Here is a 24896-nt window from a genome sequence, read left to right on the forward strand (position 1 = left end):
GGCACCGGCCCGTCCGCCGGGCGACCGGGCCGCGCGCACTGTCCGACCGGTCTCGTAAGCTCCCGCCATGAGCGGCGGGGAGAACGCACAACAACGGGTCGTCGACGGACGTTTCGCGCTTGAGGCGCGTCTCGGCGGTGGCGGCATGGGAACGGTATGGCGCGCCCGGGACCTGGTCCTGGACCGGGCGGTGGCGCTGAAGGAGGTCCGGCCGCCCGATCCGCTGCTGGCCGAGGAGGACCCGGAGGGCGCGCGCACCCTGCGGGAGCGCGTGCTGCGGGAGGCGCGGGCCCTCGCCCGCGTCGAGCACCCCAACGTGGTCACGATCCACCACGTCGTCGAGAGCGGGGACAGCGGCTACCCCTGGCTGGTGATGGAGCTGGTGACGGGCGGCTCGCTCCAGGACCGCCTGGCCCGGGGCCCGCTGGCCCCCGTCGAAGCGGCCCGCCTCGGCCGGGAGGTGCTGGCGGCCCTGCGGGCCGCGCACGCCGCCGGGATCCAGCACCGCGATGTGAAGCCGGCCAATGTGCTGCTGCGGCCCGACGGGCGGCCCGTCCTCACCGACTTCGGGATCGCCGCGATCCGCGAGTCGACCGCGCTGACCACCACCGGATCGCTGATCGGCACCCCCGACTACATGGCCCCCGAGCGCATCACCGGCGACGACGGCGGCCCCGGGGCCGACCTGTGGTCGCTGGCGATGATGCTGTACGTCGCCGTCGAAGGACACCACCCGCTGCGCCGGGCCACCACGATGGCCACACTCGCCGCCGTGCTCAGCGAGGACCTGCCGGCCCCGGCGAACGCCGGGCCGCTGACGGGACTCCTCGCCGCCCTGCTGGTCAGGGACCCGGCCGCGCGGCCCGGCGCGGAGGCCGTGGACGGGATGCTCGCCGCCGTGCTGCGCGGCGAGGAGAGCACGCCCCCGCCGCGCGCACCGGAGGCCACCTCCTACCGGCTGACCCCGCCGCCCGTGCGACCGCCGGTGTCGCCCGCACCGCCGGCGTACGAGCCCTTCACCGGCCCGGACCCGTACCCGCCGTACGACGCGGTACCGCAGGACGCCTCCCGGCACCTGGGCCCCCGGGCGGGCGCTGCCGACCCCCGGACCGCCCATCCGCAGCCTCAGCAGCAGCAGTCCGGTGGGCGGCGGCGGGCCGGTGCCACGGTCGCGGCCTCGGTGCTCGGTACGGTTCTCGTCGGCGTGCTGGTGTGGTCGCTGCTGCCCGAAGACGGCGCGAACCAGGCGGCCGAAAAGCCCTCCGCCTCCGCATCCACCCCGGCCCCGGGCTCCGGCTCCACCCGCCCGGAACGGAAGACCACCCCGCCCGCCGCACCGGCCGCGGACGCCCCGCAGACAGCGAACACGGGGGACACGGCGGATTCCGGCAGCGGCGGCACGGAGACCGGCGCACCGCCGCAGACACTGCTCAGCCCGGCCGGCATCCGGCTGGCCATCCGCGAGGTGACCGCGAAGGCGGGCACCGACCTGGTGGCGGACTTCAGCGTGTACCCGGAGTACGCGAACGTCCAGACCATCGTCAAGGGCAGCACCAACCGGTACGACTCCTACACCTACCGGATCGGTCAGGGCGTCAGCGAGAACGAGATGATGAGCGGCACCATGATGTCGATGCACAAGGCCGTACGGCTCTCGGAGTACGACTGGGACGCGCTTCCCGGGCTGATGCGCCGGGCCGAGAAGGAGCTGAAGGTGGAGAACCCGACCTCCCGCTACCTCTCCGTCGACAACCCCAACACCCTCCTCGGATCGGGGCCGGGACTCTCCCTCTATCTGTCGGACAAGTACGGCAGCGGCTATCTGAAGGCCGACCCGCAGGGCAAGGTGACCGATATCTACCCCGCCGGCTGAGCGCGCCCGGCCCTCTGAGCCCCGCGTACGTCGTTCAGCGGCGGAGCGACACCTCCCGCAGATACGCGTCGAGGGTGTGCGGGGCCCGCCAGCCCCGCCCCCGGGCCCTGGACACGTCCAGGACGACCCCCCGGGCGAGCTGGGCGACGGCGTAGCGGGTCAGCCACGGCTCACGGCCGGGCCGCAGCCGGGCCGCCGTCTCGGCCGCCCGCGCCACCGCACGGGCCACCGGCTCCGGCAGCGACCCGATCCGCGCCCGTACCCCATGGGCGTCGAGTACCGCCCGTATCGCCTGGTCGCGGCGGTACGGGACGGGGTCGGCGATGTTGTACGCGCCCGGCGGCCAGCCGGCCGCCGCCAGCGCGGCATCGGCGAGGTTCGCCACCGACGTCAGGCTCAACTCGCCGTCCCGGCCCGGGAGCAGCAGCCGTCCGGCACGTACCCGGGAGAGCAGCCGGGGCACCAGATGCGGGTCCCCGTCGCCGTAGACGGCACGCGGCCGCAGCACCACCGCGCCCGCCGCGAGCGCCAGGGCCTCACCGGCGGCCTTGGTCCGCCCGTACGCGTTCACCTGGTCCCGCACCGGGTGGTCCTCGCCGATCCGGGACCCCGGCCCGGCGGGCGCGTACACGCTGGCGCTGCTCACCCAGACGACGGGCCGCCCGGCGGCGGCGGTCAGCAGCCGGGCCGTGCCGCCGACGTTCACCGTGTGCATCGCGGCCTCCGCCGACGACCCGGGCACGGGGTCACCGACCGCCGCCGCGCAGTGCACCACCACATCGGCCCGCCCGAGATCGGGCACACCGTCGGAGGCGTCCCAGAACACCTGCCGCCCGACGGGCCCCGGCCGCCGGCCCACGCAGACGACGTCCATCCCCCGGGCGGCCGCCAGGGCGGCGATGTGGGAACCACAGAACCCGGCGGCCCCGGTGACGGCCACGGTGGTCATCGGCTCTCTCCGCTGCGGCACGGGACGCATGCCGCCGGCGGTCCGGCGCGCCGCGCCGGTCGCGGGCCGTGCGGTACGGAGGGGAACGCGGGCGGTGGTCCATGGGGTGCGGTCGGGGCCGGGATAGTCATCCGGTTCCTCCGGTGTGGTCGGTGCGGGCGGGGGGTCCCGTGGACGGGGTGGTGGTTCCGGCCACCGTTGTCTCCGGGCGGCCGGATGGTGCCGCTGCCGGTGCGGACGGGGGGCCAGTGGGCGAGGTGGTTCGGTCCGCCGGTCCTCGCGGTGGTGGCCACGGGTGCTCGGTGAGGGTCGGTGCGGCGGCTGGCCCCGCTCGGGGACGGCCGGCCGGTGGACCTGGTGGCGCCGGCCCGCGAGGTGTCGGGGGCGACGGTCCGCGCACTGCTGGGTGCCGGCGCGGCACCCGGCGTCGGCCGCCGTTCGGCTGACGGAACTGCTCGTACCGGGCGGCCGGGGCGGGGTTGCGGGCAATGCTCGCGGTCGCCACCGTCAACACCACGGTCGCGGCGCTGCCGAGGGCCGCCGCCTGGTGCGCCGACGCGGGGGTTGGGCAGGGGGCTCGTGTGCGGGGCGGTGGTTCCGGCCATCGCTGTCTCCGGACGGCCGGATGGTGCCGGTGTCCCTGCCGGTGCGGACGAGGGGTCGGTGGGGGCCAGTGGACGGGGTGGTTCGGTCCGCCGGTTCTCGCGGTGGCGGCCACGGGTGCTCCGTGAGGGTCGGTGCGGGGCGGCGGTCCGGTGACCGGATCCCCGGGCGGCCGGATACTGCCGGTACCGCTGCGGTCCGGCGGATCACCGGTGTCCACGGGCCCGGGTGGGCGGCCGTCACCGGGCCCCCGGTGCGCGCGGTGTGAACGGCACGAGCGGCACGAGCGGCACGAGCGGCATGAACGGTGTGTGCCGGTCGGCGGGGGAGTTCCGGGGGGTCACCGGGGCCCGCCCGCGCGGATCGTGAGGGTGCGCCAGCCCGGGAGGGCGGCGCGGCGGTCCACGCGGGAGCGGACCACCGTCGGGCGGTACGGGGCCAGGGCCGCCAGCAGGTCGTCCAGCTGGGCGTGGGCCAGGCGGGCGCCGGGGCAGGTGTGGGGGCCCGCGCCGAACACGAGACGGGCGACGCCGGGCCGCGCCGGGCCATGGGCGTCGGGGGCGTCCCGGTGCGCCCGTGCGGCGTGCCGGGCCACCAGGAGCAGCCGGTCCCCGGCCCGTACCCGGCGGCCGCAGACCACGGCGTCCGCGGCGGCCACGCGCGGCAGCACCGGAGAGGCGGCGGTCACCCGCAGCAGCTCGCCGACGAGCGCGGGCCGCAGCCGTTCGTCGGCGGCCTGCTCCCACAGCTCCGCGTCGGCGCACCAGGCGGCGGCCCTCGGCAGCGCCGCGACCGTGGTGTTGACGGTGGCGACCGCCAACATCGCCCGCAGCCCCGCGTCCGGATCCTCCCCGTCCCCGCCACCCGGTGCGAGCAGTTCCGTCAGCCGGGCGGCGGCCGACGCCGCCGCCCGCGCGGCGCCGGGGCGACGGGGGCCCGGCAGATGGTCGCGTACGGCCGTCGCGGCGGCACGGGCGGCGGCGTCGGCCACGGCGCCGGGCTCCGCGCCGACACCCAGCAGTGCGCGGACCGTCGCCCCCGACACCTCGCGGGCCAGCGCCACCAGATCCACCGGCCGGCCGTCCCCGAGCGGGGCCAGCCGCCGCACCAGCACCTCCTGCCAGACGGGGCGCAACCGCTCCACCCCGGCCGCCCCGAGACCTTCGAGTACCGCCCTGCGGGACTCCCGGTGCCCGGCGCCCTCCTGGTCGAACAGCCCTCCGCCGCCGGACAGTTCACGCACGGCGCCACCGGTCGTCCCCGCCGCCTCCCGGTCCAGCGGCACCCGGGTCAGCACCTCCCGGTACGCGTCCGTCCCGTGCACCAGCACGGTGCGCCCCACCCGCACCACGGGCCGTCGTCGCCCGGCGGCGAGCAGGGCGAAGAGCAGCGGGTGCGCATGGGTGTAGACGCGGCGGTCACGCCGCCGAGCGGCCCGGACGGGATCGGTACGGTTCATGGAGGGGCGCCTTGTGCTCTCGTGGATCTGGTGAACGGATGCGGAAACCGGAGTGGGACGGACGGCGGCGACCGGTGGGTCACCGGATGTGGACCTCACGGACGTCGGCGGGCCGGTAGCGCCGGTCCCAGGACCACAGCAGCGTCCGCCGCGCGCCCCACGTCCGCAGCCGCCGCAGGCTCGCCTGGACGACCAGCCCCTCGGCCCGCACGACGCGGTCGCTGTGCTCGCGGGCCCGGTTGAGCAGGACCACGTCCTCCGGCGGCCCCTGGAGGGGCACCCGGGGCGTGCCGCCGCAGCGCTCGTACAGGCCGGCGGTGATGGCGATGTTGTGCCCGTGGCAGAGGACGTACGGGGCCCGGTAGCGCGGATCCCGGTGGGCCCGCCGGTAGCGCCCGTACAGCGCGGTCGCCCGGATCACGGCGGGCAGGAGGTACCGCTGGGCGGCGGTGGGGTGTTCGTCCCGGCGCGGGACGCTCCGCCCGCAGGCCATCTCGGTGCCCCGGGCGAACTCGGCCTTCGCGGCGGCGATCCAGCCGGGGTGCGGCAGGCAGTCGGCGTCGGTGCGGACGAGGAGGGCCGCGCCCCGCGCGATGGCGTACCGGAATCCGGTGTCGGCCGCGCAGCCGGTGCCCCGTTCGGGCTCGTGGACCACGTGGACGGGGAAGGGGGCGCCGGCGGCGAAGGCGCGGGCGATGTCGGCGGTGGCGTCGGTGGAGGCGTTGTCCACGACGACCAGGGTGAAGCCGGTGTCGGTCTGCGCGGCGAGGGCGGCGAGCGTCGCGGGCAGCCCCCGTTCCTCGTCGTACGCGGGGACCACCGCCCACAGCGGCCGGGTGTCCGTCATCGGAGCCGCGCCCCCAGCCGGTCGGCGGCGAGCCGGGCGGCCGCCGCGCGGTCCGGTTTGCGGGACCGGCCGGCGAGGGGGACCTCGGCCAGCAGCACCGCGTCGGGGCGGGCGGTCCCCATCCGCTCCAGGGGCGCGGCGAGCGCGGCCCGTACCCGGCGGGGGTCGGCGCCCGGGCCCGGCTGCACGACGGCGACCAGGCGTTCGTCCCCGTCGCCTGTGTCCACGCCCACCAGCAGGGCGAGGTCGACGCCCGCGACGTGCAGGGCGGGTTCGTACAGCCCCGGGTAGATGTTCTCCGCGCGCCGCAGCACCATGTCCTTGCAGCGGCCCGCGAGCACGATCCGTCCGTCGCCGTCGAGGCGGGCCCGGTCGCCGGTGGACACCCACGGTTCGGGGGCGTCGCCCAGGTAGCGGTGGCGGGCGGCGGGCCCGGACAGCAGGAGTTCGCCGGAGGGCGCGGTACGGGCCGTGACCCCGGGCAGTGGGCGGCCGACCAGATCCCCCGCGCCGGTGAACGCGGCCTTCTCCGCCTGCTCGACGGCGGCCGCCGGGAACAGCTCGGTCAGCGCGTACACGCCCCACGCCTCCGCGGCGCCCGCCGCCCGTACCCGGGTGAGCAGATCGGCGCCCGCGGGGGCGGACCCGGTCCACACGCGTCCGGTGAACCGGGCCCCCGCCGACAGCGCGGCCCGCAGCTGCGGCGGTGTCAGATAGGTCGCCTGCGGCTGGAGCCGGCGCAGCTGTCGCGCCAGGGCCCGGGGCGTACGGGCGGGCAGCGCCACGGGGGCGCCGTTCGCCAGCGACGGCAGCAGGACGAAGAAGGTGCCGCCGAGCACGGGGTGTCCGGCGGCGGGCCGCACCAGATCGGCGACGGAGGCCAGGCCGGCCGCGAGGGAGGAGCGGGTGTGCACCACGGCCCGGGGCCGGGCGGTGGTCCCGGAGGTGAAGACGACGACCGCGTCGCCGTCCTCGTCGACCCGGCGCGGCGGCGCCCCGGCGACGCGTTCCAGCGCGGGAGCGCAGCCGGGCAGCCGGGGGCCGACCGTGGCCACGGGCCCCAGCTCCGCCAGGTCGGGCAGGGCGAGCCGGGCCCGGCGGGCGAGCGGCCGGGCCCAGCCGGCGGCGGCCTGCGCGGTGGCGTCGGCGAGGACCAGCGAGGGGCGGGCCAGCGCGAGACGGGCCCGCAGCACCTCGGGGCCCGCGCCAGGATCGAGGACGGCGGCCCGTACCCCCAGCCGGTCGAGGGCGAGCATGAGGGCCAGGGCGCGGGGGCCGGGCCGGACGGCGACACCGGCCGTGTCCCCGGGCCGAAGGCCCCGGGCGTGCAGCGCGGCGGCCCAGCCGTCGGCGAGCGCCACGAGGTCGGCGCAGGTCGCCCGGGTGCGCGGGGCCCCGGTGCGGGTGGTGCCGAGCACGGCGGGCCGGCCTTTGCCGCGCCGCAGCGCGTGGTCGAGTGCGTCGAACATCAGCGGGGGTCCTCCCCGTGGCGGCCGGGACCCCGGTCGAGGTACCAGCGGGCGGTGCCGACGATCCCGTACACGGACAGCCGCCGGGTCGAGTTCTCCACGACCATGTCGCGGACCCGGACGATCGCGGTGGTGCGGCGGCGCACCCGGTTGAGGAAGAGCCGGTCGGTGGGGGAGGGGCGGCGCGGCATGCCGCCGACGGCGTCGTAGAGCCGCGCGGTGATGGCCATGTTGTTGCCCGCGTGCATCCGGTACGGGGCGAGATAGCCGTGGGCGCGCCGGTGCGCGGGGCGGATGCGGCCGAAGAACGCGGCGGTGGACACCAGCGCGTGGAACCCGGCCCGGCCCAGCGGTCCGTGCTCGTCGCGGCGGGCGGCGATCCGCCCGCAGGCCAGGCCCGCGCCCCCGCTCAGCGCGGCGCGCGCGGCGGCGGTCCAGCCGGGGCGCGGCAGGCAGTCGGCGTCGGTCCTGGCGAGCAGCCGCGCCCCGTGGCGCATCGCGTACCGGAATCCGGTGTCGACGGCGCAGCCGACGCCCTTGTCGGGTTCGTGCAGTACGTGGACGGGGAAGGGGGCGCCGGCGGCGAAGGCGCGGGCGATGTCGGCGGTGGCGTCGGTGGAGGCGTTGTCGACGACGACGAGGGTGAAGTCGGTGTCGTGCTGGGCGGCCAGCGCGGTGAGGGTGTCGCCGATGCGCGCGGCCTCCTGGTGGGCGGGGACCACGACCCACAGCCGGCCGGCGGCCGCGGCGTCGCTCGCCGGGCCGGATCCGGGCCGGGAGCCGGGGCCGGTCATGAGACCTCCCACAGCAGGGTCATGATGCTGACGCCGCCGCCGAGTCCGACGAACAGGACCTTGTCGCCGGGGTCCAGTTCGCCCCGGATCCGGTCGAGTTGCACCCCGAGGGTGGCGCTGGCGACGTTGCCCAGCTCGGGGACGGTGACCACGAGCCGTTCCGCGGGTACGCCGGTCAGCTCGGTGAACCGTTCCAGATAGGGCATGGTCACCTGGTGGACCAGGACCCGGCGCAGATCGGTCCACTCCAGGCGGTTGCGCCGCCGGACCCGGTCCAGGACGGCGGTCCCGACCTTCTCGAAGACGTCCCGCAGCTCGCGGCCGTCGCCGTGGAAGTAGGTGTGCTCGTCGCCGCGCGGCAGCCGGGAGCCGCCGCCGGGTATCCCGCCGACCCGCCAGTGCCCGGAGTGGGTCTCGGTGTCGATGTCGAGGACGCCGCCCCGGTCCACGGGCTCCAGGACCACGGCGGCGCCCGCGTCGCCGAAGGTGTAGCCCGCGAAACCGGCCCGGAACGCGGCGAGGTCCGCCGGGTCGTGGCGGACGGCCCGGCTCGGGGTCTCGCCGGTGACGACGAGGGCCCGGCGGGCCCGCCCGGCGAGGATCATGGCGCGGGCCAGGTCGACGCCGTTGACGAAGCTGTTGCAGGCGTTGGAGACGTCCAGCGCGTGCGCCCGGCTGCCGAGCGCGTCCTGCACGATGTGCGCGGTGGCCGGTTCGACGAGGTCGCGGCTGGCGGAGGCGAACACCAGCAGGTCGATGTCGAGGGGGTCGAGTCCGGCGTCCGCGAGCGCGGCCCGTCCCGCCCCGGTGGCCAGGGTCGACGCGTACTCGCCGGCCGCCGCGACCCGGCGGCTGCGGATGCCGGTCGCCCGCTCGAAGATCCCCCGCGGCAGCGGCAGTCCGCTGCCCGCGGCCACCCGCTGCCGCAGCCGCTCCGAGTCCATCACCCCGCCGGGAAGGCAGGAGCCGACCCCCGTGATACCGACGCGGACCGGGCCGCCGTCGGCACTGCTCTGTCTGTGCATGTCCCGGAGGCTATGGCCGCGTTCGTGGCCGCGGCGTGAGCACGGATACTCAAGTACGGCTGAGCAAAAGGCGAAGACGCTGGTCGGGGCGGGGTACTCGGGGAGTGTGGCGGTACGGGGTACTCAGGGCCCGTGGCAGTACGCGGTACTCGGACCGGCCGCACGGGGTACCCGGTCCGGCTGTACGGGGTTACGCGGGCCTGCTGCGCCGCCGACCCGTCCGGGAACGGCGACGGCGCCGGAAGCGGCCTGCCCCCGCAGGGGATTCCGCTTCCGGCGCCGTGCGCGGACCGCCCGTTCAGGGGGTCCGGGTGCCCGGTGGGGCTGTCGCTCAGGGGGCGAGCGGGGACATCGCGTTGCAGCCCGTGGCGCCGATGCCCTTGCCCGACTTCTCGTCGAGGGCCTTGCCCTTGTAGACGATCTTGCAGGTGACCTCGGCGGCACCGGTGAGGTCCACGGCGACCGGCGTCACCACCGGGGCCATGATGCCCTTGAGCTTGACGGTCTTCGTCCACGGCAGCGTGGGGTTGTCCACCGTCTCGATCTTCGGGGAGGCGGCCGTGCCACCGCCGCCCGTGAAGGTGATGGCCTCGACGCTCTTGCCGGTCACCTCGTACGTGACCTCGTACTCCTCGTTGACGGTCTTGTCGACCGCGTCGACGGCCTTCTTCTCGACCTCGGAACAGGCGGAGAGCCCGAAGACCAGACCGACGGCAGAGACCGCGACGGCGGCGGTACGGATGGAACGGCGCATGGTGCGACCCCCGATGTGCTGGAACAGTGATCCGCACATAACCGTAAAGACTTGATAAAAGTCAAACCGCATTCGGGCTGGTGGACGGGGTTCCGCTTCCTGCTCCGCCTCCCCTGTTCCGCCACCCGCGTTCCGTCCCCCGCGCTCCGCCTCCGACGCGGGCCGGGCGTCACTCCACGGCCCGGACCGCTCCCTCCGCCCGGCGGCCCAACTCCGTCAGCAGCAGCGCCACCGAGGTGCCGGAGGGGCCGAGCGCGTCGTGGTAGCGCCGCAGGACCTCGTTCTCCCGGGCCAGCTCGATGGCCGGCCCTCCTTCGGCGCGGCGCAGCGCGGCGAGTTCGAGGCAGATCTCGGTGCGCTGCCGGATGAGGGCGATGATGGAGTGGTCCAGATGGGCCAGGTGCGCCCGCTGACTGCGGGCGCCGGCCGGTGACGGTCGGGACATGGGGGTTCACCTTCTCACTCGGGGCCGGTGTACGGGCGGACGCTCACGGCCGGTCCCCGGCGCGGCGCCGTCCCGGCGGGCACGGCGGCCGGGGAGCCGCGAGCGGCCATCAGGAGAGTGTCACCCCCACGGGGCCCCGGCGCGCGGGACCGGCCGGTGGTCTGTCAGGTAGCCGCGCCCCGGGCCGTGTCCCGCGGATCCCGCCGGGCACGTTCCCCGTCTTGTGGCCGCCGGTCCCGGACCACCGGAATGCCCGGCGGCCGTCCGCTCGCGCGTGCGGACCGGTCCGGTGTCGGAGCCGGGTGGCGCGGGCGCGGGTCCCACCCGGGGGCGGCGGTCCGGTGCCGCGTGCACCCGGAGGGCGTCGGCGGCCTCGGCGTACCCCTCCGCGCGGGCGCGCCCTCCCCGGGCGCGGTGGACCACCGCCCACCGCCTGGTGCCCGGTGCCCGGTGCCCTGGTGTCAGTGGTCCGTCTGCGCGAGCCCGGCCGGGTCCGTGTTGGCGCCGCAGAGGATCACCGCGACCTTCTCGCCCCCGCCGGGCAGGGCCACCGGGCCCGGCGACGCGGTCAGGGCGGCCAGGGCCGTGGCCGCGGCGTGCTCCACGACCACCCGGTGGTCGTCCCACAGCGCCTGGCGGGCGGCGACGATCGCGGCGTCCGGCACCAGGACCGAGCGCACCAGGTCCCGCTGGGCCGCGTGCAGGGCCATGGCGGAGGCCCGGCGGGCGCCGAGGGAGTCGGCGGCGACCGAGTCGACGGGGACGTCCACGGGACGGCCCGCCGCGAGCGCCGCGTTCAGCGCGCGGCAGTTCTCCGGTTCGACGGCCACCGTACGGATCCCGTGGTGCGCCGCCGCCGTGGCCACCCCCGCGAACAGCCCGCCGCCCCCGACCGAGACGACGACGGTGTCCAGGCCGGGGACCTGCCGCAGGATCTCCTCCACGAGCGTCCCGGCGCCGGCCGCGATGAGCGGATGGTCGTAGGCGTGCGACGCGAGCGCCCCCGTCTCGGCGGCGAAGTCCTCGCACGCGGCCAGCGCCTCGGCGTACTCGGTGCCGGTCAGCCGCACCTGTGCGCCGTACGCGCGCAGCCGGGCGACCTTCACCGCCGGAGCGGTGGTGGGCAGGAAGACGGTGGCGGTGGTGCCCAGCCGCCGGGCGGCCCAGGCACAGGCCAGACCGGCGTTGCCGCCGGAGGCGATGGTCACCCCCGCCGCGGGGAGGGTGCCGGCGTCACGGTGCGCCCGGAGGAAGTTCTGCGCGCCGCGCGCCTTGAAGCTGCCGGTGTGCTGCATGTACTCCAGCGCGAGCCAGACCTCGCCGGCCGCCCGGGACCGAGGGTCGGCCGGTGCCCCGTCCCCGCCGGTGGGGCCGGGGTCGGAGCCGGGGTCCAGCCGGGCGAGGGCGACGGGCCGGACGTGCCCGTCGATCCGGTGGGCCGCGGTCTTGATGTCGCCGTAGGTCAGGTCGTGCACGTGGTCGCTCCTGTGCGGTGGTCGGGACCGGGCGGTGGCCGGCCGGCGGCGGGCGGGCCGGGGCCCGTGCTGCGGACGGTACCCGGAACGGGTGCCTCCGGGGCAGGCCGGAGGCCGTGACCCTGCTCTCCCCCTTCTCCCTTCCCGCTGCCTTCCTCTCCTCCCCCCCTCCTTTCCCCTCATTTCCCGAGGCGTGGATTCGGGCGGGACCGGGCCGTGCCGCTCCCGCCCCGGTCCCACCCGGCCGCGTCGACTTTGTTCGGCCTTCTGACCTGGGTTTCCGAACAACCCGGCCACTGGTGAAGTCGGTGACGAACGGGGGAGCGCCCCACCGGCCGCCGCTCGAAAGGCGGCCGGTGGGGGACCGGCGCCCGGCGTGCGTTCCGCGATGGACGCCCCGGTACACCACCGCGCCGCGCGGCCCCGTCCCGCTCCCGTACCTCCGTCGCCCTTTCCCGGCACAGAAAGCAGGGCACCCTCATGAAGAACACCAGGCTCCTCGCCGCCACCGCCGTCCTCACCGCGTCGCTCATCACCGGAGCCACCCTGCCCCCGTCGGCCGATGGACCGGCCGATGGACCGGCCAACGGACCAGGTGGCGCGTCGGCCGATGGACCGACCGGCGTGTCGGCCGACGCGTGGGACCCCGGTCGGGCCACCGCCCCCGCCGAGGTCCCCCCGGCGAAGTCCCCGGCGGAGAAGATCCTCGCGAACGACGGCATCAGCCTGCCGAACGTCCATGCGAGCGCCTCCCAGGACAAGGGGTCCACCGCGCAGGCCGGCATCAAGCACTCGGCGACGGACAAGGCCGCGAACACCAGCAGGTTCGCCCCTGCGCGCGCCAAGAAGGACCGGCTGAACCGCGTGAGGCTGAACGCCCTGCACAAGCTCAACGCCTCCAAGGGCTTCACCTTCCGGGTCACCTTGATCGCCGGCAGCACCCACTCACCCGACCCGGCCCACGACGAGGGGCGGGCGCTCGATGCCGACGCCATCGACGGCTCGCGGGTCTCCCCCTCGGGCCAGGGCCTCGCCAGGGCGAGAAAGTTCCTGCGGACCTGCACCCGGCTCGGCGGGCGGATGGTGCTCGGGCCGACGATCGACAGCGCACACCGCGTCGACGTCCACTGCCAGTGGTGACAGGAGCGCGGTGGCCGCCCCGACGGCGGCCCTCCGCACCCCCGTCCCCCCGGGCCCCACCCATCCCTGCGGGCCCCACCCGTCCCCCGGCCATCTCCCTCCAACACGCCCGTCATCCACAGGAGTTGCGGCGCCTCGCCGCCCGCTTCTAGCGTGATCGGGCCACAGCGGAGGAGAGGCCAGCCGATGGGACGTCCCGAGTTACCCGTCGACCCCACCGGGGGTCCCGTACAGCGGTTCGCCTTCGAACTGCGGAAGCTGCGCCGCGAAGCGGGCGGCCCCACGTACCGGCAGATGTCCCGGCGGGTCCCCTTCTCCCTGACCACGCTCTCCCAGGCCGCGGCCGGAGAGCGGTTCCCGAGCCTCGCGGTGGCCCTGGCCTACGCCGAGGCGTGCGGGGGCGACCGCGCCGAATGGAAGAGCCGGTGGCAGCAGGTGCGTGAGGAACTGGCCGCCCAGGCGGCCGACGACAGCGGGGAGGAATCCCCCTACCAGGGGCTCGCCCGGTTCGAACCGACCGACAGCGAACGCTTCTTCGGGCGCGGCCCCCTGGTGACAGCGGCCGGCGGGCTCGTCCGGGAACACCGGTTCGCCGCCGTCTTCGGCCCCTCCGGCAGCGGCAAGTCCTCCCTCCTGCGCGCCGGACTCGTACCCCTGCTGCGCGCCCCCGGCAGCGGCCTCGTCACGCTGCGCGTCCTCACCCCCGGGGCCCACCCCCTGCGGGACCGCGGACGCGCGCTCGTCCCCGCCGAAGGCGACGGCGACACCTTCCTCGTCGTCGACCAGTTCGAGGAGGTCTTCACCCTCTGCCGGGACACCGCCGAGCGGGCCGCGTTCATCGACCGGCTCGTCGCCGCCCGCGACCCGGACAGCCGACTGCGGGTCGTCATCGCCGTCCGCGCCGACTTCTACGCCCGCTGCGCGGAGCACCGGGCGCTCGCCGACGCCCTGTCCGACGCGGCGCTCCTCGTGGGCCCCATGACCCCGGCCGAACTCCGCCAGGCCGTCGTCGGCCCCGCCCAGGGAGCCGGGCTGATCGTGGAACGGGAGCTGACCGCCCGCCTGGTCGCCGATGTGGCGGACGAGCCGGGCGGCCTCCCCCTGCTCTCCCACGCCCTGCGCGAGACCTGGCGCCGCCGCGAGGGCCGTACGCTCACGGTCGCCGCGTACGAGGCGGCCGGCGGCGCGCACGGCGCCATCGCGCGGACCGCGGAGGACATCCTCGCCCGCTGGCCCGAGGAGCGGCGGGAGCTGGCCCGGCTGGTGCTGCTGCGGTTGATCGCCCCGGGCGAGGGCTCGGACGACACCCGCCGGCCCGTCAGACGCGCCGAACTCGGCTTCGGCGACCCCGACGAGATCGCACTCGTCGTGGACGACCTGGCCCGCGCCCGGCTGCTCACCCTCGACGACGACACCGTCGACCTCGCCCACGAGGCCCTGATCACCGCGTGGCCCCGGCTCACCGGCTGGGTCCGGGCCGACCGCGACCGGCTCCGGGCCCACCGGCTGCTCACCGAGGCCGCCCGCACCTGGCAGGAGCTGGGGCGGGACCCGGGCGCCCTCTACCGCGGCGCCCGCCTCGCCACCGCCGAGGAGTACTTCACCGAACCGGCCCACCTCACCGGCGAGGAGAACGCCTTCCTCACCGCCGGCCGGGAAGCCCGCACCACCGAGCGCCGCCGCCGCCACGCCCTGTTCGCGCTCCTCGCCACCGTGGCCGTCCTCGCGCTCCTCGCGGGCACCGTCGCCTGGCAGGAGAGCCGCACCGGCGACCGGCGGCACACCGAGGCCGAGGCCCGCCGGGTCGCGAAGGTCGCCGAGGGCCTGCGCCACAGCGATCCACGCCTGGCGGTACGGCTGTCCATCGCCGCCTGGCGGCTCGCCGACACCACCGAGACCCGCTCCGCGCTGCTGGGCGCCGTGGCCCAGCCCGAGCGGGACGCCCTGGAGATACCCGGGATCGGATCCGACGAGGGCTCGCGCCATCTGACGGCCGACGGGCGGAGCCTGGTGGTCGTGGAGCCCGACCGCATCGAACGCTGGGACCTGCGCACCTCCCGCCGGACCCACTCCCGGCCCGGCCCGGGGGAGTTACTGGACGCGGTGGATCCCGTGCTCAGCCCCGACGGCCGGCTCCTCGCCCTCCCGGGCGGCCCGGAGGCGGAGGTGTGGGACGTCGAAGCGGGACGGACGATCCACCGGATCCGTGACGCCCTGGCCGTCACTTTCGCCCCCGACAGCCGCCGGGCAGTGGTGGAGACAGGGGAGGCGGAGGGGAACGTCTCCCTGCGGATCATGGACCTGCGGACCGGCGCGCCGCTGGGGAAGCTGACGGCCGCGGACTCGGAGTCCCCGCCGAGTGCGGTCTTCAGCGGCGACGGCCGGCGGCTGGGGCTCTGCTTCACCGACACCCGCCCGCTGGAGATCTGGGACGTCGCCTCGCGGACCAGGCTCCACACACCCTGGGTGAAGCGGCTGAAGCGTACGGGGCACTGCGCCGCGGACGGCCTCTCCCTCACCCCGGACGGGCGGGTCGCCCTGCTCACCACCCGCTCCGGTGTCCGCCGCTTCGACCTCGGATCGCACCGTGAACTGCCCCAGCTGTCGGCGGGCTCGGTGATCCAGGCCCGGGTCAGCCCGGACGGGGCCTTCCTCACCACCGTCAGCTCCGACGAGATGCTGCTGTGGCGGCTGTCGCTGCCCGAAGCGCCGGTCTTCCGCCACGCTCTCGTGAACGAGCTGGCGAGCGACGTCACCCTCGACCCGGGCGCGCGGGCGGTGCGATACCTCAACAGCTCAGGGACACACGTCCGTTCGCTGGGGCTGGGGGAGGCCCTCACCGCACGCTGGACCGAGGACCCCTTGGTCGTCGGACAGCTCTCCCCCGACGGACGGACCTTCGCCCAGCTCAGGCTCACCGGCGCGGAACGAGGGCTGGTCCTGCGCGACACCCGGACCGCCCGGGTCACCGCCCGCCCGCCCGGGCCGCCGTGCGTACCGCGCATGGTGGAGGAGGAGGACAGCGTCAGCGACCCGGAGCTGTGGGGGCCGACGGCCGGGGAGACCAGGTACAACGCCTCCGACTGTGTCGACTTCCTCCGCTTCAGCGGGAACGGCCGGTTCCTGGCGTACGGCAGAGCCTGGCCCTTCGACGGGGGCGACGAGAGCGACGGCGAGGAGCGGCCCGAGCGGCAGCGCATCACCGTCTGGGACGTGGCCGGGCGCCGGATCCACACCACGGTGGAGATCCCGCCGGAGGCACAGGGCGGGACCTGGGGGATCGTCGGCTACGCGCTCAGCACCGACGGCCGCCGGCTGTTCGTCGCCATGGGCGCGGACACCACGGAGATCTGGGACGTGAGCCGGCCCGGGCGGGCCCGCAGGACGGGGGCACTGCGCGTGCCCCAGGGAGACCTGATCGTCCGGCCCGACGGGGCGACTCTCGTCACCGACCGCGGCCTCGTCGTCGACACCCGCTCGGGCCGGGTCTCCTACCGCGCGCTGAGCGACGACTCCCTCTACACCATGGCCTTCAGCCGGCGGGGGGAGTACCTGGCCGTCGGCGGCGACCGGATCGTCATCTGGGACGGGGACTTGCGCGAACGGGTCGCCGCGCTCCCGGGCATCCGGATCGGCGCCGCGCTTCCGGACGCCTTCGCCGGGGTGACCGTGATGGCGTTCTCCCCGGACGCGGACGTCCTGGCGGTGGCGGGCATGTCCGGGATCGTGCAGCTGTGGGACATCGCGTCCGGCACCCCGCTGGGCACCCCCCTCGCCACCCCGGGCGACCCGGTCGTCTCCCTCGCCTTCTCCCCGGACGGCCGCACCCTGCACACGGCCGGTCGCCACACGGGCCCGCGCCGCCACGACGTCCACCCCGGCCCGCTGGCGGCGGCCGCCTGCGCGCGGGCGGGTACGCCGCTGTCCCGCGCCGAGTGGCGGCGGCACCTGCCGGGCCTGCCCTACCGCGACACCTGCTGAGCCCCGGTCCGGGGCGGCTCGCGGTGCGCGGTCAGACCAGCGGCTCCCCGCGGACCTGCCGGACGGAGAGCGGCGAGTCCCAGTCCGTGCGCCCGGCGGCGAGGAGCGCGTCGAGCTGGGCGCGGGAGCGCTCCAGCAGATCCGTGGAGACACCGGCCTCCCGCGCGGCGGCGATCAGGTTGAGCGCCCCGGCCCGCTGTACGTCCAGCCCCTGGGAGAGGGCGGGCGCGGCACCGGTGGCGCGGTGGGCGTCGACCTCTCCCGCGAAGGCGGGCAGGACGCGGGCCATGTTCGTCAGCCAGGGCACCAGATGGCCGGTGACCCCGGCGGCGCTGCCGCCCTCGCGGGAGAGGGCCATGGCCACGGCGTGGTGGAAGCCCGCGAACATCATGTCCATGGCGGTCAGCAGCGCGAGATCGTAGAGCGGGGCGAGGCCGGTGTCGCGGCCCAGATAGTGCGGGGTGCCCAGCACCTCCAGGGCGGCCCGGTGCCCGGTGAGGACGCTCTCGTCGCCGCTGTAGAAGATGAACGCCTCCTCGGTGGCCAGCGTGCTCGGGATCGCCATCATCCCGCCGTCCAGGTACTTCGCGCCGCGCCCGGCGGCCCACGCGGCGAACTCCGCGGCCTGACCGGGCGTCCCGTTGGTCAGATTGACCAGCGCCCGGCCCTCCAGCTCCCCGGCCGCGGGCTCCAGGACGTCCCGTACGGTGCCGTAGTCCAACAGACAGACCAGCACCAGGGCGCCGCCCCGCACGGCCTCCGCCGCCGAACCCGCCCGGACGGCCCCGCGTTCCACCAGGGCGTCGGCCCTGGCGGCCGTACGGTTCCAGACCGTCACCTCCCAGCCCGCGTCGAGCAGGGACGACGCCAGCACCCGGCCCATCTCGCCGAGTCCGATCACACTCACGCGTCCCTCGCCCATGACCCGCACTCCCGTTCCGTTCGTCCCGCCGATGTCCTCTCCACCCTCGTTTCCGAGGCCGCGCGGCGACAAGTACGCACAAAAAAGTGGGTTGCCCACGTCCTGACCGGCGCTGCGACGCCCGTACCGTCAACTCGTGCACCAGTACAGCGAGTTCCCCCTTATGGCGGCGCACTGTCCATCTGCAATGGCTATGGCGGGCGACCTCGGGCAGCAACCGTGTCAACGCCCATGTCCGGATCGAGGACACCAGCCGGAACGCCGTCTACCCGGACAGCCCCCACGGGGTGGTCCACTCCGGGGCGGGCGCCTACCCGCCGGGCGGCACGGAGCAGCCGCAGTGGCGGGAGACCCCGATCATGGCCGACCTGGTCCCCGGACGGGCCTACGAGGTGGGCATCGCCATCCGGCTGCCCGAGGCCGCCAACCCGCCGAACGTCAAGAACCCCGACGTGACCGGCACCCAGGTCTCCTTCGTCTACTGACCGGCTGCCGACCGGCTGCCGACCGGCCCCGGATGCACGGCGGCACGGCGGCACCGGGGCGTCAGCGGAAGTCGTCCACGTGGTCGCGGGCCCACCCGGCATAGGTACGGGCGGGCCCGCCCGTGATGTCGGCGCAGGTCAGCCAGGGGATGTCCGGCTCCACCCAGGCCTGTTCCGGGGTGTCGCCGGCGCCCTCCCCCTGCCCGCCGGGCGCGGCTTCCCCGCCTTCCCCACCGTGTCCGCCTTCCTCGGCTTCCCCGCCCTCCTCCGTCCCACCGTGGCCGGTGGCCGCGCCCGAGTAGTCCTCGAAGCCGAAGAGGAAGTCGGCGTTGTCCGCCGCCCAGCCGCCCTGCGCGCGGTAGAAGTCCCTGGCCTCCCCGGGCCCGACCTCGTCCAACCGCAGCGGTACGCCGATGGCAGCGGCGATCGCGGCGACCCGGTCGCGGTGGGTCAGCTCCTCGGGGCCCGCGAGGTCGTACGCCTTCCCGGCGTGCCGGTCGTCCAGCAGCGCGGCCGCGGCGACATCGGCGATGTCCGCCTCGTGGACGGGGGTGCCGGGCGTGTCCGGGAAGACGTCCACCACCCGGCGTTCCGCGCGGATCGAAGGACCCCACAGATAGAGGGAGTTGAGTGCGAACTCGCCGGGCCGCACATGGGTCCACTCCAGTCCGGACCGCTCGACGGCCTGCTCGACCGGGTAGTGGTGGTCGGTGTCGTACCCCGCTGTGACGGCGGCGGACGAGAGGACCACGATCCGGCGCACTCCCGCCTCCGCCGCCCGGGCGACCACCTCGTCCACGGCCTCCCCGACCGGGAAGAGCAGCATGGTCCGCACACCCGCCAGCGCGGGCACCAGCGTTCCGGGGCGGGTGAGGTCGCCCTCGAAGACACGCACCCGCCCGGGCAGTGCGGCGGCCCCCGGGCGGCGGGTCAGCGCGCGGACCTCCTGCCCCGCGCCGACGAGCCGTGCGACCACATGCCTGCCGACGTTCCCTGTCGCTCCGGCCACCAGTACGGTCATGATGTCGTGCCCCTCCCGCCCGTTGTGGAGGAGCGAGGGTACCCGGTGCTCCGGGGCGGGGTCGTCCGGTTTCGCGCGCGGCCGTTACGGGCCGGCGGTCAGGAGGCCGGCAGGAGCAGGGCGGTGCCGATCTCGGCCAGCCGGTCGCCGAGATCCCGGCGGTGCCGGGCCCGGCCGGTCCGTACCGCGTTGTCGACCACGGTGAGCACGGCACTCACGGTGATCTTCGCCTCCGCCGGGTCGAGCCCCGGCCGGACCTGGTCGAGTACGTGCAGCCACAGCGCGAGATAGTCGCGCTGCGCCTGCCGTGCCGCCCGCTGTTCCTTCTCGGGAAGCTGGTCGATCTCCCCGATGAGCATGCCGATGAGATGGCTGTGGTCGCTCGCGAACCCCACATAGGAGCGCAGCAGGAGGGCGAGGCCGTCGGCCGGGCCCGTGGCCTCGGCCAGGGCGGTGGTGGTACGGGCGCGGCGCTGTTCGCCGGCGCGGACGACGGCGGCCACGAGCAGGTCGTTCTTGCTGGGGAAGTGCCGGTAGAGGCTGGGTCCTGTGACGTCGGCGGCCTGCCCGATGTCGTCGGTGCTCACCGACTGGAATCCGCGCTCGTCGAAGAGCCGGACCGCCTCGTCCAGGAGCCGTTCGCGGCGGGAGACGGCCAGTTCGGGCGGAAGCCCGGCGGCGGTGCGCCGGACCGGCGGGTCCCCGGCGGCTTCGATGACTTCGGCGGCTTCGGCGGCCGTACCGGGGGCGGTGCCCAGAGCGGTGCCGGCCGCCGTGCCGGCGAGGGAGCGGAGCAGTGCCTCGAACCGGCGCCGGGGCAGCGCGAACCGGTGCCCCGACACGCTGCCGAAGACCGACAGGACCGCCCAGGCGAGGAGTTCGGCGTCGGCCCGCGCGAGTCCGGGCCGTTCCCGGGTGATCAGGGCGGCGATGCCGTCGGCGATGTCCGCCAGGGCCCGGCGCAGTTCGGCCCGCCGCTCCTCGGGCAGATGGCGGGCCTCCCGCTGCCAGAGGGTCGCCGCGTCGCGCCGTTCCAGGGTGCCGCTCGCGGTGTCCCGGAGGTACGAGGCCAGATCCGTGGCGTCGGCGACGCGTCGGGCGATGGTGTCGATGACGGTGGTCACCACCTGGAGCAGCAGATCCTGCTTGTTGCGGAAGTGGCGGTAGAGGGCCGACGCCGTGATCCCGACGGCGGAGGCGACATCGGCCATGGAGACGTTGTGGAAGCCGTGCCTGCCGAAGAGTTCGCCCGCGGCGGCGACGATCCTCTCCCGCCGGTCCGCCGGCCTGCGGCGGGTGGCCCGGCCGGTGACTGCCGCGTTCGTCATCCCACACCCCGTTGTCTCGGTTGCCTCGGTCCGGCGTCGGCGGCCGGGCCCGGTCCGACGTCCGGACCGGCCCAGGCTAACGCATCGACCAGCGGTGGATCCGGGTCCGGGAGGAATCACATCGGGCCGAGACACATCGGGGAATACGGAGATCGAACCCTCCCCGGGGTGAACCCCCCGAGTTATCCATTATTTACTTGATGGTCCGGCCCCGGAGAGCGGGACCGGGCCGGAGGCGGCCCGTCAGGCCCGTGCCGCCAGCTTCGCGATGTCGCGGCCGGGGTTGATCAGCGGCAGCGCCACGGCCGCGCCGACGATGGTCGTGATCCCCAGGACGAGGAAGCCGCTCCCGTACCCGGCCGCCACGGAGGCGCTGGAGTCGATGAAGTTGCCGATGACGATCGGGGCGACGACGGCGCCGAGGCTGTAGATCGCGGTGATGATCCCGAAGACGACGCCGCGCTGTGCGGCGGGGGCGACATCGGCGAGCCCGGCGAAGAGCACCCCGTACCCGGCGGAGTTGAGGCAGGAGCCGAGGACGAGCAGCACCATCTGCGGCACACCCCGGTCGAGTGAGGAGAAGGCGATGGTGCACACGCCGGAGGAGAGGACGAGCACGGCGGGGAGCAGGCCCCGGGTGACGCGGCCGGAGATGCCCCTGCGGGTCATGACGGTGGAGACCGCCCCGACGACGAGGACCGCGATCGCGGCGAACAGATAGGGCAGCGCGACCAGCCTGCCCGCCGTGGTCGCGTCGTAGCCGAGTCCTTCCCGGAGATAGAGGGGGAGCCAGCTGACCTTGACGGAGGTGTTGGCGTACGCGACGAAGAAGAGCACCGCCATGCCGATGATCGTCCCGGTGGAGAACAGCCGCCGCAGCGGCACCCGTTCGGGCAGGGCGGGCGCGGTGGAGCCGGCGCCGTGGTCGTGGCCGGCGGCGCGGCCGTGGCCCGCCGTCGTGTCCTCCGGTCCCGAGTCGCCGCCGATCAGCCACATCGCCGTGACGACCACTCCGGTGACGGCCAGCACCCCGAAGGCCGCGCGCCACGAGTACTCCAGGATCACCCAGGTCAGGACCGGGGAGGCGATCAGCGGGCCGATGCCGGCGCCCGCGACGACGATCGAGCTGGGCAGGGCCCTGCGGTGGGCCGGGAACCAGGAGTGGGTCACCTGCATCGCGATCGCGGTGGTCGGCCCCTCGGCGAAGCCCAGCAGCACCCGGCAGGCCACGATGGTGGTGAAGCCCGCCTGCGCCGCCACGGGGGCCAGGCTGATCGCCCACAGGGCGCCGAGCCCCGCGAGCAGCCAGCGGGCCCTGACCTTGCCGCCGAGCCAGCCGCCGACGACGGAGCCGAGCGCGAAGAGCCAGAAGAAACTGCTCTGGATGACCCCGAACTCGGCGTCGCTCAGGCCGAGATCCTCCTTCATGTCGACACCGGCGAGGCCGACGACGACCTTGTCGGCGTAGTTGACGATCACCAGACAGACGAGCAGCGCGAGCACGGTCCATGCCCTGCGCCGGGCGGGATCCCGACGGGCCCCGGTCGTCCTCTCCGGCACGGAGCCGGGCACTTCCTGCGGTTCAACAGCCATGGTGGCACTCCCTGATCCAGCGGGCTGATCTCGGGAAGTGAATCAGTCATAACGTCCATCAACAAGATTCCGTGCTCAAATTTCTTGCTTTGTGCGGGGGGTAGTAATTTTTCGATAACAGTATTTTGATACGCATCCGGACCGTGTGGCGGGTCGTGTGGCGGGCCGTGTGCGCGTACGGGGCCCGGCGTGACTCGACGGGGCCCGTCTCAGAGCCCCCGCGTCAGCGCCTCCACCTGCTCCTCGGCGAGCCCGGCCTCGGTGAGGACGTCGCGGGTGTGGCTGCCGATCACGGGCGCCGGCGCGGGGACGGCCGCCGGGGTGCCCAGATACCGGGGCGCGGGCGCGGGCTGGAGCAGGCCGTCGCGGGTGTAGTAGGTGCCGCGGGCGGCGTTGTGCGGATGGGCCGCCGCCTCCGTGAGGCCGTGGACGGGGGTGACACAGGACTCGCTGCCGTCGAAGACCGCCTCCCACTCGGCGCGGGTACGGCCGGCGAAGACGGCCGCCAGCCGGGCGCCCATGGCGGGCCAGGCGTCACGGTCGTGCTGGGCGGCGAACAGCGGATCGCCGGTCAGGCCCAGGGCCTTCAGCAGCGCCGCGTAGAACTGCGGCTCGACACAGCCCACCGCGAGATGGCCCCCGTCCGAGGTGCGGTAGGTGCGGTAGAAGGGCGCCCCGCCGTCGAAGAGGTTGGCGGCCCGCCGGTCGGTCCACCGCCCGGTCGCCATCAACCCGTGGATCAGGGCGAGCTGGACGGCGGTCCCGTCGGTCATGGCGGCGTCCACGACCTGCCCCCGACCCGTGCGGCGGGCGTGCAGCAGGGCGCTGGTGATGCCGAGGGCGAGCAGCATGCCGCCGCCTCCCATGTCGCCGATGAGGTTCAGCGGCACGGGCGGGTTCTCGCCGGCGCCGCCGATCGCGCCGAGCGCCCCGGCGACGGCGATGTAGTTGATGTCGTGACCGGGTGTCTGCGCGAGCGGCCCGTCCTGGCCCCAGCCGGTCATCCGGCCGTAGACCAGCCGGGGGTTGCGCTCCAGACAGACGTCGGGACCGAGCCCGAGGCGTTCGGTGACGCCGGGGCGGAAGCCCTCGATCAGCGCGTCGGCGGTGTCGGTGAGCGCGAGGACGGCGGCGGCGCCGGCCGGGTCCTTGAGATCCAGGGCGACCGAGCGGCGCCCCCGGTGCAGCACCGGATGGGCGGAGGCCCGCCCGGCCTCGGCGGGGCGGTCGACCCGGATGACGTCGGCTCCCTGGTCGGCCAGGAGCATGCCCGCGAAGGGGCCCGGTCCTATGCCGCCGAGTTCGACGACGCGCAGGCCGGTCAGGGGGCCCGCCGGGGGGCGGGGTGCGGTGCTCACGGACGTGGCTCCTCGGCTTTGATTCGGCTTGAGCGGTACGGATGGGGCGCGGCAGGGCGTACGGGACGGCCCCGCCGCTCCGTTCGTGGCGGGTGCGGCGGGTGCGGCGGGTGCGGCGGGTGCGGCGGGTGCGGCGGGTGCGGCGGGTGCGGCGGGCGACAGGAGTCGGCCGTGCCGCGGCTACAGCCCGAGGTCCTTGGCGATGATCGTCTTCATGACCTCGCTGGTACCGCCGTAGATCCGCGAGACGCGGGTGTCGGCGTACAGCCGGGCTATGGGGTACTCCAGCATGTAGCCGTAACCGCCGTGCAGCTGAAGACACTTGTCGATGACACGGGCCGCGACCTCGGTGCCGAACAGTTTGATCTTCGCCGCGTCGACCGCCGTGAGCACGCCCTCGTCGTCCAGCGCGATGCCCTTGTCGACCATCGCCTGGAGCGCTTCGACCTCGGCCGAGCACTCGGCGAGTACGAACTTGGTGTTCTGGAAGGCCGCCACCGGCTTGCCGAAGACCGTCCGTTCCAGGACGTACGCGCGGGCGAAGGCGATGGCGGCGGTGGCGGACGCCGCCGATGCGACACCGATCGCGAGACGCTCACGGGCCAGGTTCCGGCCGAGGTAGGAGAAGCCCCTGTCCTGCTCCCCGAGCAGATTGGCGACCGGGACCCTGACATCGGTGAAGGACAGTTCGGACGTGTCCGACGACCGCAGCCCGATCTTGTCCAGCTTGCGCCCGTACGCGAAGCCCTCGCTGTCGGTCGGTACGAGCAGCAGGCTCAGGCCGTGGCGCCGGTCGTCCGCGGTGGCGGGCGAGGTGCGGGCGGCCACGAGGCACAGCTCGGAGTTGCGGGCGCCGGTGATGAAGGTCTTGGCGCCGTTGAGGACGTAGTGGGTGCCGTCCTCGGACAGCTTCGCGGTGGTACGGATCCCGGCCAGGTCGGAGCCGGTGCCCGGCTCGGTCATCGCGACGCAGAGCATCGTGTCGCCGGAGGCGATGCCGGGGAACCAGCGCTCCTTCTGCCCGGGGTCGGCGAGGTCGAGCAGATAGGGCAGGACGATGCCGGTGGACACCGTGTAGTGGCCGAAGGAGACCGCCGCGCGGGCGCACTCCTCCGCGATGACGGTCTGGAACCGGTAGCTGCTCGGGCCCGTGCCGCCGTACTCCTCGGGGATGCCGAAGCCCATCACGCCCAGCGCGCCGAGCTTGCGGAACAGGTCCCGGTCGACCAGGTTCTCCCGCTCCCACCGGTCGAAGTGCGGGACCACCTCCTTCCCGATGAAACTCCGGATCACCGCCCGGAACGCCTCGTGCTCCTCGTTGTAGATCGTGCGCTTCATGAAGGGTCCCTGCGCTCTCGGTGGGGGTGGGCACCGC

Annotated in this window: 19 protein-coding genes; 4 read left to right on the top strand and 15 right to left on the bottom strand. The window is 75.1% G+C overall.

The window, feature by feature from the left end:
• Positions 1-67: 67 nt before the first annotated feature.
• Positions 68-1873 (top strand): serine/threonine-protein kinase, encoded by a 1806-nt coding sequence (locus SYYSPA8_RS26855; protein WP_323449906.1) that lies wholly within the window; start codon positions 68-70, stop codon positions 1871-1873.
• A gap of 34 nt (positions 1874-1907) precedes the next feature.
• Here the strand turns inward: SYYSPA8_RS26855 and SYYSPA8_RS26860 are convergent, their stop codons facing one another.
• From SYYSPA8_RS26860 to SYYSPA8_RS26900, 9 genes are all read right to left on the bottom strand, one after another.
• Entirely contained in the window at positions 1908-2822 is a 915-nt protein-coding gene (locus SYYSPA8_RS26860; RefSeq protein WP_323449907.1) for an NAD-dependent epimerase/dehydratase family protein, read from the bottom strand.
• Positions 2823-3765: 943 nt separating this feature from the next.
• Positions 3766-4884 carry a cytochrome P450 gene (locus tag SYYSPA8_RS26865; protein WP_323449908.1) on the bottom strand — a complete coding sequence of 373 codons (1119 nt, stop codon included), beginning with the start codon at positions 4882-4884 and terminating at the stop codon, positions 3766-3768.
• Between the two features lie 79 nt (positions 4885-4963).
• On the bottom strand, positions 4964-5731 hold the full coding sequence (locus SYYSPA8_RS26870) for a glycosyltransferase (RefSeq protein WP_323449909.1): 768 nt from the start codon (positions 5729-5731) through the stop codon (positions 4964-4966).
• The gene (locus SYYSPA8_RS26875) at positions 5728-7200 is read right to left on the bottom strand and encodes a class I adenylate-forming enzyme family protein (RefSeq protein WP_323449910.1); all 1473 of its coding nucleotides are present in this window, start codon (positions 7198-7200) and stop codon (positions 5728-5730) included. The genes SYYSPA8_RS26870 and SYYSPA8_RS26875 overlap by 4 nt, the downstream gene beginning before the upstream one ends.
• Complete coding sequence (locus SYYSPA8_RS26880; RefSeq protein ID WP_323449911.1) at positions 7200-7994, bottom strand: glycosyltransferase family 2 protein; 795 nt, start codon at positions 7992-7994, stop codon at positions 7200-7202. The genes SYYSPA8_RS26875 and SYYSPA8_RS26880 overlap by 1 nt, the downstream gene beginning before the upstream one ends.
• A complete protein-coding gene (locus tag SYYSPA8_RS26885) occupies positions 7991-9019 on the bottom strand; it encodes a 3-oxoacyl-ACP synthase III family protein (RefSeq protein ID WP_323449912.1) in 1029 nt (342 codons plus the stop codon). The genes SYYSPA8_RS26880 and SYYSPA8_RS26885 overlap by 4 nt, the downstream gene beginning before the upstream one ends.
• A gap of 331 nt (positions 9020-9350) precedes the next feature.
• On the bottom strand, positions 9351-9773 hold the full coding sequence (locus SYYSPA8_RS26890; protein ID WP_323449913.1) for an MmpS family transport accessory protein: 423 nt from the start codon (positions 9771-9773) through the stop codon (positions 9351-9353).
• A gap of 169 nt (positions 9774-9942) precedes the next feature.
• Entirely contained in the window at positions 9943-10218 is a 276-nt protein-coding gene (locus SYYSPA8_RS26895) for a chorismate mutase (protein ID WP_323449914.1), read from the bottom strand.
• Positions 10219-10679: 461 nt separating this feature from the next.
• Positions 10680-11693, bottom strand: coding sequence for a threonine/serine dehydratase (locus SYYSPA8_RS26900; RefSeq protein WP_323449915.1), 1014 nt, complete (start codon positions 11691-11693; stop codon positions 10680-10682).
• Positions 11694-12173: 480 nt separating this feature from the next.
• On the opposite strand from SYYSPA8_RS26900, the gene SYYSPA8_RS26905 reads away from it, so the two are divergent.
• Positions 12174-12833, top strand: a complete 660-nt coding sequence (locus SYYSPA8_RS26905) for a hypothetical protein (RefSeq protein WP_323449916.1) — start codon at positions 12174-12176, stop codon at positions 12831-12833.
• Between the two features lie 186 nt (positions 12834-13019).
• A complete protein-coding gene (locus SYYSPA8_RS26910; protein ID WP_323449917.1) occupies positions 13020-16814 on the top strand; it encodes an nSTAND1 domain-containing NTPase in 3795 nt (1264 codons plus the stop codon).
• Positions 16815-16845: 31 nt separating this feature from the next.
• Here SYYSPA8_RS26910 and SYYSPA8_RS26915 read toward each other — a convergent pair whose 3' ends face one another.
• Positions 16846-17736 (bottom strand): NAD(P)-dependent oxidoreductase, encoded by an 891-nt coding sequence (locus SYYSPA8_RS26915; protein ID WP_323449918.1) that lies wholly within the window; start codon positions 17734-17736, stop codon positions 16846-16848.
• A gap of 86 nt (positions 17737-17822) precedes the next feature.
• On the opposite strand from SYYSPA8_RS26915, the gene SYYSPA8_RS26920 reads away from it, so the two are divergent.
• A complete protein-coding gene (locus SYYSPA8_RS26920) occupies positions 17823-18221 on the top strand; it encodes a hypothetical protein (protein ID WP_323449919.1) in 399 nt (132 codons plus the stop codon).
• A 61-nt stretch (positions 18222-18282) separates the two neighbouring features.
• Here SYYSPA8_RS26920 and SYYSPA8_RS26925 read toward each other — a convergent pair whose 3' ends face one another.
• From SYYSPA8_RS26925 to SYYSPA8_RS26945, 5 genes are all read right to left on the bottom strand, one after another.
• Positions 18283-19242 carry an SDR family oxidoreductase gene (locus tag SYYSPA8_RS26925; protein WP_323449920.1) on the bottom strand — a complete coding sequence of 320 codons (960 nt, stop codon included), beginning with the start codon at positions 19240-19242 and terminating at the stop codon, positions 18283-18285.
• Between the two features lie 98 nt (positions 19243-19340).
• Positions 19341-20570: a TetR/AcrR family transcriptional regulator gene (locus SYYSPA8_RS26930; protein ID WP_323449921.1), complete on the bottom strand. Its 1230-nt coding sequence runs from the start codon at positions 20568-20570 to the stop codon at positions 19341-19343.
• 243 nt (positions 20571-20813) lie between these two features.
• Complete coding sequence (locus tag SYYSPA8_RS26935; RefSeq protein ID WP_323449922.1) at positions 20814-22163, bottom strand: MFS transporter; 1350 nt, start codon at positions 22161-22163, stop codon at positions 20814-20816.
• Between the two features lie 209 nt (positions 22164-22372).
• Positions 22373-23521 (bottom strand): CaiB/BaiF CoA transferase family protein, encoded by a 1149-nt coding sequence (locus SYYSPA8_RS26940; RefSeq protein ID WP_323449923.1) that lies wholly within the window; start codon positions 23519-23521, stop codon positions 22373-22375.
• A gap of 180 nt (positions 23522-23701) precedes the next feature.
• The gene (locus tag SYYSPA8_RS26945) at positions 23702-24859 is read right to left on the bottom strand and encodes an acyl-CoA dehydrogenase family protein (RefSeq protein ID WP_323449924.1); all 1158 of its coding nucleotides are present in this window, start codon (positions 24857-24859) and stop codon (positions 23702-23704) included.
• Positions 24860-24896: the final 37 nt, after the last annotated feature.

Origin of the sequence: Streptomyces yaizuensis, assembly GCF_034961445.1 — a bacterium.
GTDB classification, from domain to species: Bacteria; Actinomycetota; Actinomycetes; order Streptomycetales; family Streptomycetaceae; genus Streptomyces; species Streptomyces yaizuensis.

Bases quoted from the DNA above. Each gene is read 5' to 3' on its own strand.
- SYYSPA8_RS26855 (WP_323449906.1), top strand. From the start codon at position 68: ATGAGCGGCGGGGAGAACGCACAACAACGGGTCGTCGACGGACGTTTC.
- SYYSPA8_RS26860 (WP_323449907.1), bottom strand. From the start codon at position 2,822: ATGACCACCGTGGCCGTCACCGGGGCCGCCGGGTTCTGTGGTTCCCAC.
- SYYSPA8_RS26865 (WP_323449908.1), bottom strand. From the start codon at position 4,884: ATGAACCGTACCGATCCCGTCCGGGCCGCTCGGCGGCGTGACCGCCGC.
- SYYSPA8_RS26870 (WP_323449909.1), bottom strand. From the start codon at position 5,731: ATGACGGACACCCGGCCGCTGTGGGCGGTGGTCCCCGCGTACGACGAG.
- SYYSPA8_RS26875 (WP_323449910.1), bottom strand. From the start codon at position 7,200: ATGTTCGACGCACTCGACCACGCGCTGCGGCGCGGCAAAGGCCGGCCC.
- SYYSPA8_RS26880 (WP_323449911.1), bottom strand. From the start codon at position 7,994: ATGACCGGCCCCGGCTCCCGGCCCGGATCCGGCCCGGCGAGCGACGCC.
- SYYSPA8_RS26885 (WP_323449912.1), bottom strand. From the start codon at position 9,019: ATGCACAGACAGAGCAGTGCCGACGGCGGCCCGGTCCGCGTCGGTATC.
- SYYSPA8_RS26890 (WP_323449913.1), bottom strand. From the start codon at position 9,773: ATGCGCCGTTCCATCCGTACCGCCGCCGTCGCGGTCTCTGCCGTCGGT.
- SYYSPA8_RS26895 (WP_323449914.1), bottom strand. From the start codon at position 10,218: ATGTCCCGACCGTCACCGGCCGGCGCCCGCAGTCAGCGGGCGCACCTG.
- SYYSPA8_RS26905 (WP_323449916.1), top strand. From the start codon at position 12,174: ATGAAGAACACCAGGCTCCTCGCCGCCACCGCCGTCCTCACCGCGTCG.
- SYYSPA8_RS26910 (WP_323449917.1), top strand. From the start codon at position 13,020: ATGGGACGTCCCGAGTTACCCGTCGACCCCACCGGGGGTCCCGTACAG.
- SYYSPA8_RS26915 (WP_323449918.1), bottom strand. From the start codon at position 17,736: ATGGGCGAGGGACGCGTGAGTGTGATCGGACTCGGCGAGATGGGCCGG.
- SYYSPA8_RS26925 (WP_323449920.1), bottom strand. From the start codon at position 19,242: ATGACCGTACTGGTGGCCGGAGCGACAGGGAACGTCGGCAGGCATGTG.
- SYYSPA8_RS26930 (WP_323449921.1), bottom strand. From the start codon at position 20,570: ATGACGAACGCGGCAGTCACCGGCCGGGCCACCCGCCGCAGGCCGGCG.
- SYYSPA8_RS26935 (WP_323449922.1), bottom strand. From the start codon at position 22,163: ATGGCTGTTGAACCGCAGGAAGTGCCCGGCTCCGTGCCGGAGAGGACG.
- SYYSPA8_RS26945 (WP_323449924.1), bottom strand. From the start codon at position 24,859: ATGAAGCGCACGATCTACAACGAGGAGCACGAGGCGTTCCGGGCGGTG.